The 13,844-nt window shown below is 43.5% G+C and carries 17 protein-coding genes; 11 read left to right on the plus strand and 6 right to left on the minus strand.

What is annotated here, in order from left to right:
- Window positions 1-17: 17 nt before the first annotated feature.
- The 7 genes from hutF (at window position 18) to CCS90_RS04325 (ending at window position 7,333) form a co-directional block, all read left to right on the plus strand.
- Complete coding sequence (gene hutF / locus CCS90_RS04295) at window positions 18-1,262, plus strand: formimidoylglutamate deiminase (RefSeq protein ID WP_099018254.1); 1,245 nt, start codon at window positions 18-20, stop codon at window positions 1,260-1,262.
- A gap of 53 nt (window positions 1,263-1,315) precedes the next feature.
- Entirely contained in the window at window positions 1,316-1,861 is a 546-nt protein-coding gene (locus CCS90_RS04300) for a shikimate kinase (RefSeq protein WP_099018743.1), read from the plus strand.
- Window positions 1,862-1,863: 2 nt separating this feature from the next.
- Window positions 1,864-2,958 (plus strand): 3-dehydroquinate synthase, encoded by a 1,095-nt coding sequence (gene aroB, locus CCS90_RS04305; RefSeq protein ID WP_099018255.1) that lies wholly within the window; start codon window positions 1,864-1,866, stop codon window positions 2,956-2,958.
- Window positions 2,955-3,740: an SPOR domain-containing protein gene (locus tag CCS90_RS04310; protein ID WP_099018256.1), complete on the plus strand. Its 786-nt coding sequence runs from the start codon at window positions 2,955-2,957 to the stop codon at window positions 3,738-3,740. Before aroB ends, CCS90_RS04310 begins: the two co-directional genes overlap by 4 nt.
- A 106-nt stretch (window positions 3,741-3,846) precedes the next feature.
- On the plus strand, window positions 3,847-4,398 hold the full coding sequence (locus CCS90_RS04315) for a hydrolase (RefSeq protein WP_211337028.1): 552 nt from the start codon (window positions 3,847-3,849) through the stop codon (window positions 4,396-4,398).
- 72 nt (window positions 4,399-4,470) lie between these two features.
- Window positions 4,471-6,981 (plus strand): B12-binding domain-containing radical SAM protein, encoded by a 2,511-nt coding sequence (locus CCS90_RS04320; RefSeq protein ID WP_099018257.1) that lies wholly within the window; start codon window positions 4,471-4,473, stop codon window positions 6,979-6,981.
- A 127-nt stretch (window positions 6,982-7,108) separates the two neighbouring features.
- Entirely contained in the window at window positions 7,109-7,333 is a 225-nt protein-coding gene (locus CCS90_RS04325) for a hypothetical protein (protein WP_099018258.1), read from the plus strand.
- A gap of 33 nt (window positions 7,334-7,366) precedes the next feature.
- Here the strand turns inward: CCS90_RS04325 and CCS90_RS04330 are convergent, their stop codons facing one another.
- Entirely contained in the window at window positions 7,367-8,002 is a 636-nt protein-coding gene (locus tag CCS90_RS04330) for an energy transducer TonB (RefSeq protein WP_099018259.1), read from the minus strand.
- 272 nt (window positions 8,003-8,274) lie between these two features.
- Between CCS90_RS04330 and CCS90_RS04335 the strand changes: the two genes are divergently transcribed.
- Window positions 8,275-8,865 carry a pseudouridine synthase gene (locus CCS90_RS04335; protein ID WP_257205606.1) on the plus strand — a complete coding sequence of 197 codons (591 nt, stop codon included), beginning with the start codon at window positions 8,275-8,277 and terminating at the stop codon, window positions 8,863-8,865.
- A gap of 61 nt (window positions 8,866-8,926) precedes the next feature.
- The gene (locus CCS90_RS04340) at window positions 8,927-9,595 is read left to right on the plus strand and encodes a DUF4097 family beta strand repeat-containing protein (RefSeq protein WP_099018260.1); all 669 of its coding nucleotides are present in this window, start codon (window positions 8,927-8,929) and stop codon (window positions 9,593-9,595) included.
- On the opposite strand, the gene folK is transcribed toward CCS90_RS04340, so the two are convergent.
- Together folK and CCS90_RS04350 are read right to left on the minus strand one after the other, a co-directional pair.
- Window positions 9,582-10,082 carry a 2-amino-4-hydroxy-6-hydroxymethyldihydropteridine diphosphokinase gene (gene folK, locus CCS90_RS04345; protein WP_099018261.1) on the minus strand — a complete coding sequence of 167 codons (501 nt, stop codon included), beginning with the start codon at window positions 10,080-10,082 and terminating at the stop codon, window positions 9,582-9,584. The genes CCS90_RS04340 and folK overlap by 14 nt on opposite strands.
- On the minus strand, window positions 10,070-10,435 hold the full coding sequence (locus tag CCS90_RS04350; protein ID WP_099018262.1) for a SirB2 family protein: 366 nt from the start codon (window positions 10,433-10,435) through the stop codon (window positions 10,070-10,072). The genes folK and CCS90_RS04350 overlap by 13 nt, the downstream gene beginning before the upstream one ends.
- A gap of 85 nt (window positions 10,436-10,520) precedes the next feature.
- Here CCS90_RS04350 and CCS90_RS04355 point away from each other — a divergent pair, with 85 nt between their 5' ends.
- On the plus strand, window positions 10,521-11,378 hold the full coding sequence (locus CCS90_RS04355; protein WP_133566474.1) for an SGNH/GDSL hydrolase family protein: 858 nt from the start codon (window positions 10,521-10,523) through the stop codon (window positions 11,376-11,378).
- On the opposite strand, the gene ispF is transcribed toward CCS90_RS04355, so the two are convergent.
- The 3 genes from ispF to CCS90_RS04370 are packed head-to-tail and all read right to left on the minus strand — an operon-like array spanning window position 11,364 to window position 12,837.
- Window positions 11,364-11,837, minus strand: a complete 474-nt coding sequence (ispF, locus tag CCS90_RS04360) for a 2-C-methyl-D-erythritol 2,4-cyclodiphosphate synthase (protein ID WP_099018264.1) — start codon at window positions 11,835-11,837, stop codon at window positions 11,364-11,366. The two genes, CCS90_RS04355 and ispF, sit on opposite strands and share 15 nt — an antisense overlap.
- Entirely contained in the window at window positions 11,837-12,544 is a 708-nt protein-coding gene (gene ispD / locus CCS90_RS04365) for a 2-C-methyl-D-erythritol 4-phosphate cytidylyltransferase (protein WP_099018265.1), read from the minus strand. The genes ispF and ispD overlap by 1 nt, the downstream gene beginning before the upstream one ends.
- Before the next feature lie 2 nt (window positions 12,545-12,546).
- On the minus strand, window positions 12,547-12,837 hold the full coding sequence (locus tag CCS90_RS04370; RefSeq protein WP_099018266.1) for a septum formation initiator family protein: 291 nt from the start codon (window positions 12,835-12,837) through the stop codon (window positions 12,547-12,549).
- Window positions 12,838-12,931: 94 nt separating this feature from the next.
- Between CCS90_RS04370 and CCS90_RS04375 the strand changes: the two genes are divergently transcribed.
- Window positions 12,932-13,843: an ABC transporter ATP-binding protein gene (locus CCS90_RS04375; protein WP_099018267.1), complete on the plus strand. Its 912-nt coding sequence runs from the start codon at window positions 12,932-12,934 to the stop codon at window positions 13,841-13,843.
- The last annotated feature ends 1 nt before the right edge of the window (window position 13,844 follow it).

The following is a 13,844-nucleotide window of genomic DNA, read 5'->3' on the forward strand; positions in this document are numbered from 1 at the left end:
CCATAATTAAAACCTAAATGAACAGTTATTTTTTTCACGCAGCTTTGTTACCCGATGGCTGGCAGCACAATGTCAGGGTCACCGTGGCTGACGGTCATTACCAATCAATTGCAGTCAATCAAACGCTTCAGGCAAAAGACCAACCGCTGACTTGTGTGATACCCCAAATGCCTAATGTACATTCCCATGTATTTCAACGAGCCATGGCGGGATTGAGTGAGTATAGATCGGCTTCAGAAGATGATTTTTGGTCTTGGCGTGAGTTGATGTATCGATTGGCCAATGAAATGGATGCAGATCGATTGTACCAAGTGGCCAAGTCTTGTTATTCAGAAATGAAGCGAGCCGGCTATGGATCGGTGTGTGAATTTCATTATTTGCATCGCGCAAAACAAGATCCTACCGATTATTTGACCCATTCAAAAGTGATTTTAAAAGCCGCAGATGAAGTTGGCTTAAACCTCACTTTATTACCGGTGTTGTATGCCTATGCAGGCCCTGATAAACAGGCGCTGTCGCCGCAACAAAAAAGGTTTGAATTGAGTGTTGAAGAGTATTTGGATTTATTCAAGCAATTACAAGGCGAGTTATCAGTAGGTCAAAAATTAGGTGTTTGTTTTCATTCATTGCGAGCGGTTTCTCAGGATCAAATGCATCAAGTGATTGCAGCCTTGCCTGATGATTTACCCATTCACATTCACATCGCCGAACAGCAAGCTGAAATCGATGCCATTAAAGCGCAATATGGCCAAAGACCGGTAGCATGGTTGTATCAACAGTTTGCGGTGAATTCGCGTTGGTGTTTGGTTCATGCGACTCATTTGAATGACCAAGAGATTGATCTGATTGCACAATCGGGTGCAGTGGCTGGCATCTGTCCGCTCACCGAAGCCAATTTAGGTGACGGTATTTTCCCCATGCCTGCTTATATGGCAGCCGGTGGCGCCTTGGCGATCGGGTCGGACAGTCACATTGAAATCAATCCAGCCAATGAACTGAAGATGTTGGAATACTCTCAGCGACTGGCACTGCAAAAAAGGAATGTCTGTTGTGATACTGAACAAACCCACGTGGGGACCTGGTTGTGGTTAAAAGCGGTGGCCGGTGGGGCTCAGGTATCGGCACAGCCTGTGAGTGGGATTGCGGTGGGTCAGAAAGCCGTTGTGATTGATTTACATGGCAGACAACAGGCTGCTTCAGCGCAGGTATTGGACGGCTGGATTTTTTCTGATTTGTGCACTGGTAAGGCCATCGATTTATAGCGTCTTGTTGTTTTATTGAAGGCTGGCGAAAAGAGCATGTTAGAATGCAAAGCATGACAATTAACTCACGGAATATCATTTTAGTTGGGCCCATGGGCGCCGGAAAAACCACCGTGGGTAAACAAATTGCCATTCAATTACAAAAAAAGTTTATCGATATCGATCAAGAGCTAGAAAAGCGGACAGGGGTCTCCATCAATTTAATTTTTGAAATTGAAAAAGAAGCCGGTTTCAGAACCCGTGAGACGGCCATGCTGGCGGAGTTGTTACAACTTGAAAATGCAGTGATTGCCACCGGTGGCGGGATTGTTGGCATGGAAGAAAATCGACAACTATTACAACAAACCGATGGACTGGTTGTGTATTTAAAAACAGAAGTAAAACACCAATTAAAACGGCTGAAAAGAGATAAGCAAAGGCCCTTGTTACAAGGTGAAGGTCGGCGTGAAAGGTTGCTAAAACTGGCACGCATGCGCAACCCTTTGTATGACCAGGTGGCGGATGTTGCATTTGCCAGTGGCCGCACCAGTTCTTACGGAATGGCGAAAAAAGTGGTGGATCATTTGAAAAATCCTGAAAAATTGAAACGAATAAAATAAGCATGCAAACACAGCTTAATATCACCTTACCAAACGCCCAATACCCCATCATTATTGATTCTGATCAGTTTGATATTTCAGATTTGCGTCCGTGGTTAAAGGACAAAAAGGTCATGGTGGTGACCAATGAAATCGTGGCCCCTTTGTATTTAGCAGATGTGCTGAATTTGTTTGAAGGACATGTGGTTCACAGCTGTGTACTTAAAGATGGAGAGCAACACAAAAACAGCAGCAGTTGGCTGCAAATTTTAGATGCTTTGGCTGTCCATCGATTCAACCGTTCAGATGTGTTGGTTTCACTCGGAGGTGGCATCGTGTGTGACATGACCGGTTTTGCCGCTGCCAGTTGGATGCGTGGCATGTCTTTCATCCAAATGCCGACCACTTTACTGTCGCAAATTGATGCATCGGTGGGTGGAAAAACCGGCTTCAATCATCCCCAAGGAAAAAACATGATTGGGGCTTTTCACCAGCCCAAAGCCGTTATTATCAACGCCAAAACATTGGCCACTTTGCCTGTCAGAGAATTCAACGCTGGCATTGGTGAGGCCATCAAATACGCAGGCATCAATCAACCCACATTTTATGCTTGGTTATCTGAGAACATGCATGCCATCAAAGCGCAGAACCAAAAAGTTTTGATGGAACTCATCGCCAGCTGTTGCCAATTTAAAACTCAATTGGTGGAACAAGATGAAAAAGAACAGGGAGTCAGGGCCTTATTAAACTTGGGCCATACCTTTGGCCATGCGATAGAAACCGTCAGTGATTATCATTATTTGCATGGCGAGGCGGTGGCATTGGGCATGGTCATGGCCGCAGAACTGTCAGCCAACTTAAGGCTGTGCTCTGCTGATATACGAAAAATGCTGGAAAACTTGTTGCAAGCCTTTGATTTGCCAATTATGCTTGATGCTGACTATCCAGCGGAAGTGGTTTTGCAACGAATGAAATCCGACAAAAAAGTCATCAATGATCACCACCGTCTTATTTTGTTGAAAGGAATGGGCCAGGCCTTTATAGCCGAAGGTGTGAATGACCATGACATTTTACAAGCAATAAAAGCTTGCACTTATTCACCACCAGAAAGCGCATGACAAACGACCAATTAATCAAATTTAAGCTGCTCACAACCACCTTGTTGTTGATGTTTGTTGCGGGGTCTGACGCCCAATCTGATCCAAGTGATACACCTGAAAATGCCAACGAAACCAACATCATTTGTTATGCCGCGAAAAGCAAATGGGTTTGTGCACCTGCTGATGAAAAGGAAAGGGCGCAAGAAAAAGCAATGAAGTTGGCATTGGGTGAAAGTGAGCAAAACAGGTTCACCAATGAAAACAGCCAAGCTGTTGAAATACAAACCATTGAGTCTAACAACATAGGCCAGCAAGTGGAAACCTATGAGGATCCATTGCAGTCTTCGATCAAAGACTTTATCCCCAGAGAAGATGCCATTGCGCCAAGTAAAAGTGCTGAGCTGAATGAACCTGCAGCGCAAAGCGCTGTGCCAGATTCCAGCGAGCAACCAACGAATGCTCAAGACACCTCGACCGTCACCACAACCATTGTCCCCAGCGTAACCCCAAGTGCTGATTTCAGTCAATGGCAATCTCAATTTGCAGATTATTGGACATTTCAAGTAATCGGCACATCAAATCGCCATCATTTGGCTGAATTTATTGCGCAGCATGGTTTGGCTCAAACGGATCACAGCATCGTTAAAACCCAAGTCAATGGCGCTGATTGGTGGGTGGTGCTTAGTGGTATATACCTCAGTCGTGATCAAGCGCTGAGCCAACGAGACACTTTACCAACCGCACTGTCTACCAACGCATGGGTCAGACAAATTAAATCGATTGTGGGCCAAGCCGATTAATTCCCTTCTTCTGTAACAGATTGTCGAGAAGTTGTTTCGCTGTGTTCAGCACCAAGCAATGACCTCAAATGGCAAAACCTGTTAAAATATAAGTTCTTCATGACTGATGAAAATTGATATGTTTGAAATGGATAAAACGGCTTTGATGGTGATTGATGTTCAAGGTCGATTGGCCCAAATGATGCATCGTAAGAAGTTTCTTATTGAACAGATTCAAATCATGATACACGCTGCAAAATTATTGGATTTGCCCATTTTTTGGCTGGAGCAATACCCGCAAGGTTTGGGGGAAACTGTGGATGAAATCAAACAACTGATGCAAGACATCAAACCATATGAAAAGATCAGTTTTTCATCCTGTGGGCAACAACAACTTTTGACCGATTTGCGTTCATCTGGTCGCAGTCAATTGATTGTTACCGGCATAGAAAGTCATGTGTGTGTTTACCAAACTGTTTTGGATTTATTGGACGGTCAATTTCAGGTAGCTGTTAATCAAGATGCCGTGTCATCAAGAACCAAAGCCAATAAAAACTTGGGTATGGCCCGCATGCAACAAGCCGGCGCTACCATCACATCAACAGAAATGGTGTTGTTTGAATTGATGCGCACAGCTGAGCACCCAAGTTTTAAACAAATTTCAAAGTTACTGAAGTAATTTTGAAACGTAGTGACTGAGTTACAAAACCCGCTATAATGTGTAGACATTAAAACTACCCAAAATAATCAGATGCAACTTAATCAAGATTTCATGATTTTGAACCGCAAAGGTCAATCAATGGTTTCCCAAATCTCTGGTGTGAGAGCGCCGTTGGTTATTCATGAACCTGATGTGTTGTTGTTGTCTTATTTTTTGAATCAGGGTGATGTCAATTCAGCCACCACTGATTTTATTAATCACCCATGGATCAAAGCTTGGTTGCCACACCTACAAGCCCAAGGGGTACAACAAAGGGTAGAACAATTCAAACAAGCGGGTTTATTTGATTCCAGCCAAGCACCGAATTCCGCTTTGACACTACAACCCTTGGAACTGGTGTCCGCAGAGGATGAAGTTCATTTACCGGGTGCGCTGAGTTTAAGCAGCCATGCAGCCATTTCTCTGCATGAAGATGGTTTTTTTGCTTGTTCAAACACGAGTCAGCAAGCGCATAGGCTGCCTACTTCTTGGGTTATTTTGATGTTGGCATTCGGCGATGGCACTGATCACCAAACAGTGCTTGATGAAAAGGCATTGATGTTTGAAGGCGATGGTTTGTTGATCCTAAAAACCCTGTACAAGCATGGCTTATTGATTGCTCAAAAGAAACAAACCAAAGGCCCTGAGCTGGTACAGACGCAATATGCTGAAATCACAGCTGGGTCTGAAACGCAGACATGGCAACAAATTGAACCAGATGGCCGCATCCCGGTTTACTTTGTGCCACACATGGAAAACCACTTTCCTTTGGCCTTGGGCATCATCTACAGTGCTTTGATGAATCACAATAACGGTGAGTTATTGACCAAGTTTCAATTGATTCCAATCACTTATTTGAATCCCAATGATTTACTTAATGGCCCCTATCGTAAGTTCAAAACAGGGGTTTGGCTGTTTTCAAATTACATGTGGTCGATGGATGTCAATTTACAAGTCAGCCAAGCCATTAAAAGCCATGACAAGAGGAACTTAACCATCCATGGCGGCCCCAGCACGCCAGAGTACAAAAAAGCCAGTGAAGATTTTATGGCTGCCCACCCTTCAGTCGACGTTTCTGTCCACGGAGAAGGTGAAGTGGCCATCACAGAAATTTTTGCACAATTATATAAAACCGCTGAAGCTGGGGTTGCTTTCCACCAAGAAGCTTTGTCACAAGTGACCGGCATCACCTTTCGAGATGCATTGTTTAAAGGATTGATACGAACCCCTGGTCGCAAGCGCATGGCTGCACCGGATGATGTGCCATCTCCCTATTTGTCAGGGTTGTTTGATGTTTACCAAGGTCGGGTTGAAGCCGCTATTATTGAGTCAAATCGGGGTTGTCCATTTGGTTGTACTTTTTGTGATTGGGGTTCTGCCACCAATCAAAAGGTCAGGAAGTTTGATTTGGATCGAGTCAAAGATGAAATTGAATGGATTGGTAAGCACAAAGTCAGGGTCATTTGGATTGCCGATGCCAACTTCGGGCTGTATGACCGTGACATTGAGTTGTCACAGTTCATCGTAGACACCAAAGAAAAATACGGCTATCCACAAGAAGTGGTGGTTAACTACACCAAAAATTCCACCTGGCGTTTGGTTGAAATCATTAAGATATTCACCGCCGGTGGCATCATCAGTCAGGGCATTATTTCAATCCAAACCACTGATGAAAAAACCTTAGAAGTGATTAATCGCAAAAACATCAAAACAGAAAAATATGATGAGTTGACCAAGGTTTTTTATGATTTAAAATTACCGCTGTCGACCGATTTGATGATTGGTTTACCAGGCATCACCGTTGAGGCATTCAACAATGACTTACAACGTTACATCGATATGGATGTGTCAGTCAAAGCCTACCCGACACAATTATTGCCCAACAGTCCCATGGCTGATCCCGAATACATTGAAAAATACCAAATAAAAACCGATGCCAATGATTTTGTGATTTCATCATTCAGCTTCAGCCAAAAAGATTTGCAGTGGATGAAGGGCATGTATGAAATTTACACCATGGCCGATGGTTATTCATTGTTGCGTTATGTGATCAGGTATTTACAGTGGGAACATAACATCAGAGCGGTTGCGTTTTTACAAGACCTGTTAAAACACGTTCATGAAAAACCCAATCAATTTCAAAAGATTTCATGGGCCGTGCATTTTTTCAACAAAGACAAATGCATGCCTGGTGGATGGACCCTGTTCTATCAAGAAGTGGCTGATTACATCAAACAGCAGTATGGTATAGTTGATGATACCGGTTTGCAGACCATTTTACAGGTGAATCAGTTGTGCATGCCTGATGACACCTTGCATTATCCGATGCAGGTGGATCTGGCCCATGATTTCACCGCTTATTTTTCAGCCAAATCGAGTCAAGCAGCCCACAAAGACAAACCCCTGACGGATTACCCACCTGCGAAGTTTCACGTTTCGGACCCCAATTCGATGGTAAGCATTGATTTGGACTATTTACAATATGACTCTCATCAGTACTTTTGGGAGCTTCATTCTGACGTGGCCAGACCCAAATCTGTTTCTGAATTCGCCGAATCCTGACTTCTGGCACTGCGCAAATTGCATTAATTTTGCTATTTTAATTACTGAGTCCTTGGTTCATATTCAATGACACAAAGGCCTCGGTAAGGTTCAAATGTGTTGGGCCTGTTATTAAAGGGTGAATGAAATGTTTGAAGCATTTATAGGTATTTTAATTTTACTGGTATTGTTAAAAGTCCTGTTCTGGGGTTTTGTGATCTTATTCAGCCCAATCATTTTAATTGGCGGACTCTTGCTGTCATTGGGTCTGCTGTTCTTGGCGGTGGTTGGTGGTTTTTTCATGCTGTTGTTTAAGCTGTTGCTGTTACCTTTGTTGTTGCTTTTGTTGTTACCCTTTTGCTGGGTTTCATAAGGTCATTGACGTCCTTGTCAAAGCCAATTATCCTTATTGTTCTAGCTTAAAAGCAATGGTTTGAGTCACTTGAAATGCCACGGCTTTGCCGTCGACCACTTTGGGGTGAAAGCGCCATTTTTTTACGGCTTTTAAGGCCGCGGCATTGAATGTCCTGGCGGGTTTGGCTTGCACCACACTGGCTGCTTGGACGGCACCAAATTCATTGACTGTGATCAATACTTTCACCCACCCTTCGGTTTTTGCCATCAGTTCCTTTTGTGGGTACATCGGTGCGATGGCCGTTTTGATCATGCCTGACATGTCGCCTGCCAAACCAATACTTGATCCACCTGGGCTTGGCATTTTGACACCTTTCAAAATATTCAAACTTGGTCCTGCGTTGCCTTTGGTAGGCATGTCAACTTCTGGTGACGGTGGGTTATCCATGGTGATTTCAGGCATCGTTGGTGCTTGACTGATTTCTTGTTGTTGTGGTTTTTCGCGAGGAGGCGTGGGTTTAACAACTGCCTCTTTGTAGTCTTTGACAAATGAAAATTGGACGATGTTGTCTTGGGCTTTGATTGGGTTGGGTTTGCCTTTTAATAAGCTCAACATGCCGACAAACAGGGCGGCGGTGATAAAAAGACCCAATAGGCCAGAAACGGAATACCTAAAAATTTGATTCATGGTTGCTCTCCTCAGTAATCATGGTTATTTATATGGGTGTTATAAAGTATGACTTTTGGCCTATAGGATTGGTTCCAATTAATTTACTAATTTGTTCGTAGGTTGTGTTGGCTGGCAGTTGAAGTTGCCTATATTTTTGGAATGATGAATCCCCAACAAATGGGGTGGGATTAACCAGAAACCTTTTATTTCAGCCAGTTATATGCAGCATGTGTTTTGGTTTAAAGCGCCCGTAAAATAATCGAGGCATCATTTCAAAAGCCATCGTGTTGTTGGATTTTTTGTTACAATACAATGCCAAAAGACAACGCCACCACATGCCACAAGTTATTATTTTCAATAAACCCTTTCAAGTGTTGTCACAATTCACAGACACTGAAAACAGAAAAAATTTAGCTGACTATATTACCGAAGCCGGTTACTACGCAGCGGGGCGTTTGGATTTTGATTCTGAAGGTTTGATGGTTTTAACTGACCATGGACCCACGCAGCATATGATCACTGGGCAACAATGGCACAAAACTTACCTGGTACAAGTCGAGGGCAGGGCAAATGCCCAACAATTGCAACAACTCAGACAAGGGGTTCAAGTCAAAGACTACATGGCCAAAGCGCTCAACACCGAAATTTTGGCCAAGAAACCAGGCTGGGTCTGGAGGCGAGATCCGCCCATCAGGGAAAGAAAAAACATCCCTACCAGCTGGCTGTATATCACCATCAACCAAGGCAAGAACAGACAGGTCAGGCGCATGTGTGCGGCGGTTGGATTACCGGTATTGCGTTTAATCAGGAGTCAAATAGGGGCTTTGACCTTAGAAAAACTTTTACCGGGTGAATATAAATTTGTGAAATTTATCAAGTAAACAGTAACAAATGCCTTGTCAATGCGTTCTAAAGACATCATTACAACAACAGAGGTAATACATGAAGTACTTTATATTTATATTGATTACTGCGGCGGTCGGTGTGCAAGCAGGCGTTTTTAGCAGTGAAAAAGTGGCCGCTGGCACCATTTCACCGGAAAAAGATTATGATTCTGTCAATGGCAGCATCACTGTTGGAGACAAAGCCCACGTTGATGATTTAGATACTGTGAATGGCTCGATTAAAGTGGGCAAAGGCGCCACTGTTGGGCAAGTTGAAACGGTCAACGGCAGCATTAAATTTGCCGACGGTGTCACCGCTGAACATGCCGAAACGGTCAATGGTTCAGTGTCACTGGGTTCAAACTGCATGATCAAAGGCCATGCAGAAACGGTCAACGGCTCGGTTACTGCTGGCAAAGGTTGTGTGATTGAAGGTGGTATGGAAACGGTCAATGGCAAAATTTCAGCCAGTGGCACTGAAGTGGATGGTGACATCAAAACAGTCAACGGCAACATCACACTGGATCACGGTACGGTGGTACAAGGCGATGTGGTCATTGAAAAATCGACTGGCTGGTTCAACAGCAACAACAAAGTGCCAGAAGTGCATATTGGTGAAAATGTGGTGGTGAAAGGTGATTTGATCTTTAAAAAGAAAGTGAAGTTATACATTGCAGATTCCGCCAAGACGGGTGAAATCATAGGTGATGACGTTATTGATATGTGATTTGAGTTAACTCAGACCGGTCTGTCATTGATAAGGCTTGCCATAAATCGGCAAGCCTTTTTTGTGCCAGTGGATGGATCAAGTCAGGTGCCAAATCTTGTAATGGTTTCAACACATATTTTCGTTTTAAAATTTCTGCTCGAGGAATTTGGATGAAACCGTCATCGATGATCATGTCATTGCACAACAACAAGTCTATATCCAGTGTGCGGTTGGAATAACGGGGCTTGCTGCGATCTCGGCCATGCAGGTCTTCAATCGATTGTATCCATTGTTTGAGTTGATGTGGTGAAAACACCGAATCAACCCGAGCCACTAAATTATAAAAGTCATGGCCATTGAAACCAAAAGAAGGTGATCGATAGGTGGGAGAGACAACGGTTGTGCTGAATGAGCAATTCAAGTATTCAATACATGAATTGATGTTTTGAACCCGTGCTGTGTTGCTGCCTATGCCTAAATAATAGGTCTTTTTCAGAATGGCCATATTGCTTTGTTCATTGCGACAGAAATCATATAAATGACGGTGAGGCTCGCCAGCAGATAGCTGAAGAATTGCAGTCCACCTGATTTTTTCATGGCCAAGGCGCCAAAACCAATGTAAACAAGTAATGCCAATAATTTCACCATCAGCCAAGGTGAATTCATCGGGGTAAAGCCAGAGATGATCGCCACCCACAATCCCGTCAATAACAACAAGGTGTCAATGCCGTGTGGCAGGATTTTTAACCAGGTTTGGCTTGGCTTGCCCATTACCTGAAAACGCCAATACCTGATCTGGAAAAAAGCGATGCTGATGATGACCAAAATAACATGAAATTGTTTTACAATGGGGTACATAATAATGGCTGTACAGGCTGACTTAAGTTGGATTAATTGTAACAGCAAAAATAACTATAAAATTGAAAAGAGAGAGAATACTGTAATGAAAAATGCCTTGTTATCCAGTTTGCTGCTGTGGTCAGTTGTTGCCTTTGGACAAACAGCCAAAGTTTTGATAGTCGGAGACAGTTGGGCCCAACAACAATATTCGGATGGTATCCATGATGCCGTGTTTGATGTGAATGGGTACCCGGATATATCAATTTTAGACAATGCCGATGCAGCCGCAGTGGCCATTGATGGCACCACTGCAGAAGACTGGGTGGATCCTGTTGAATTACAAAAAATCACCGATGCTTTGGTTAACAACCCTTCTGTTGATACCGTACAACTGACTTTGGGTGGCAATGATTTTTTAAATAATTGGCACACCGACATGACCCTGATGGAAACAGATGCATTGAAAGCAGGCATTGTGGCTGATTTACAAGTCATAGTCGATGCCATTTTGGCTGTTGACAGTCAAATTGAAATCATCATGAGTTTTTATGATTATCCTAATTTTGAAGAAACCACATCTGGGTTTTTTGGTGAAACCTGCGCCACCTTGCACAACGGCATGTTGAACCCGACACCCAGTGAAATTAATAACATGGCTTTGGAGTTTACCGATGCTTTTGTTGAAATTTCCAATCAGAACATCAAAGTGTTTCATGTACCGCATTGGGGTCGCATGCAAAACGCCTACGGTTCTTCAGATGGGTCTTTTGGACCTGGTGATATTCCGTTGCCAGGATATACCGAATTAACCAGTCCATTGGTTGCCATGCGAACTCATTTTGGTTTCGTCAAAGATTGTTTTCATTTAGAGCCTGCCGGCTATGATATTTTGGTACAGGCTTTGTTTGAAGATTATTTCTTGTATCGATTTGACACCGTATACAAATCACATTTTGAGTAATAAACAGACGGCTTGAGCTGCCATGCCTTCTTTGCGTCCGGTAAACCCGAGTTGTTCAGTGGTGGTGGCTTTGATGCCCACTTGATTGGGGTTTAATTCAAGGATGTCTGCCAACCGTGTTTGAATGGTTTGGATGTGAGGCTTGATTTTGGGTTGTTCTGCTATGAGGGTGCAGTCGATGTTGCCGATTTGGTAGCCTTGCTGTTGAATCAATTGGTGACAGTGTTTAAGAAAAACCACGCTGTCACAATCTTTCCATCGATCATCGGAAGGTGGAAAATGCTGGCCTATATCGCCCAAGGCACAAGCACCCAATAAGGCATCACAGATGGCATGAATCAACACGTCGCCATCTGAATGAGCCACAAAACCAAAGTCGTGTGGAATTTGCACGTTGCCCAAGGTGATGTATCTGCCTGGGCCAAAAGCATGTACGTCAAAACCAGTACCTATTCTCATCAAATTCTCCCTTGTTGTTGTAAAAGGGTGTGCGCCACGGCCAGATCTTCAAAGGCAGTAATTTTAATGTTAGAAGACTTGCCTTTGATCATCAGGGGTTTTTGTCCTTGGGATTCGATGGCAGATGACTCATCGGTGATGCTGTCGGCCTCAAAGACAGTCAATGCTTTAAGCAAGTCGCCGCAACGAAACATTTGCGGTGTCAGTGCGGCGTATAATTTTTCTCGATCAATGGTTTTGTTGACACATTCACCCTTTTCTGAATATTTAATGGTGTCGGTTAATGGCTTAACCAATAAACCACCACATTGATTATTCAGACAACTGTTGATCAAATCGTTGATTTCATCGGCAGTGACACAAGGTCGTGCTGCATCGTGAACCAATACCCAATCTTGAGGCGCTGCGTTTAATGACTTGATACCGTTTCTGACTGAATCGTGTCTTTGTGATCCGCCAATGACGGTATGAATTTTGTGCTTGGATACCTGTGGTGATAATGTTTCCCAGTGGGTGTCATTGGGATGAATCACCACAGTGATGTCACTGATTGAGATTGAATCAAAAGCTTGAATGCTGTGAGCTAAGACGGGTAATTTACCAATCAACTCATATTGTTTAGGCCGTTTACTTTGGTTGTTAAAGCGCCGACCAATCCCTGCTGCAACAATGATGACATGAATTCTTTTCGACCCTTCAAATGCCATTTTCAATGACCGTCCTGGTTGGATTGATTGATGACTTGAATGAAAGTTTCGTCTTCCTTAATCATGCCCAGTTCAGCCCTGGCGCGTTCTTCAATGGCATCCAAGCCATTTTTTAAGCTGGTCACTTCTGCGCTGAGCTTTTCATTGCGTTGTTTCAAGGCTTCAATTTCAGCCTGTTGACTGGTCAATAAGGCTTGTTTTTCTTGCAGTTCTTTGTTTCCCCCGTCACCAAATTGTTGTTGGAACAAAGCCCACAAGATCAGTACAGCCAAAATGATGTTAAGCCATTTCAAAGGTTAAAACTCACAATAAAGACGAATCGTATTGTAACATTTTGATGGTATGATAGTTAATACAATGTAACAACAAAACCATGGCAAAAAAACAATGATTAAAATTCAAGCGCTGAGCAAAAGTTACGGCCAGATGATGGCTGCAGATGACATTAATTTCAATGTCGAGGCAGGAGAGATTTTCGGACTTCTTGGACCCAATGGAGCGGGTAAATCCACCACAATAAACTGTATATCAGGATTGCTTAAACCTTCCCTCGGCGAGGTGTCAATCAATCAACACTCGGTGTTGAGTGAACCCATTCATGCCAAGGCCTCTTTGGGACTGGTGCCGCAGGATTTGGCTTTGTATGAAGACTTGAGTGGTATGGAAAACTTGAATTTTTGGGGTCAGGCATACGGGTTATCCGGTGATCACTTAAAGCAAAGAATTGAAACCGTGTTGGATCAGGTCGGCTTGACCACCAGGGCAAAAGATCTGGTCAACACCTATTCGGGTGGTATGAAGCGGCGATTGAATTTTGCGTGTGCGATATTACATGAGCCCAAAGCTTTGTTGCTCGATGAGCCCACTGTTGGTGTAGACCCCCAGTCGCGCGAACATTTGTTGTCAGCAGTTGAACAATTGAAATCTCAGGGCACGGCAGTGCTTTATACCACACACTATATGGAAGAAGCAGAACGCTTGTGTGATCGCATTGCCATCATCGATCATGGAAAAATCATAGCCACAGGAACTGTCAATGATTTGCGCAGTGAAATGGGTGAAAAAGACTTAATCACTTTGACCGGTGATTTCAGTCAAGCCGATCAATCAGTGATTGAAGGGTTTGAGTTGATAGAGTGGAAAGACCATACAGTCAGATTCATGGCTGAAGATGCCGCCGGCAAATTATCTGACATATTGTCCCGTTTCGAACCGGGCCAAATCAAACAAACAGCGGTACAACAAGCCAATTTAGAAAGTTTGTTTATCAAGTTAACTGGCCGAGAGTTAAGGGACTGAA

It is taken from the genome of Marinicella litoralis (assembly GCF_002591915.1).
Lineage (GTDB): Bacteria > Pseudomonadota > Gammaproteobacteria > Xanthomonadales > Marinicellaceae > Marinicella > Marinicella litoralis.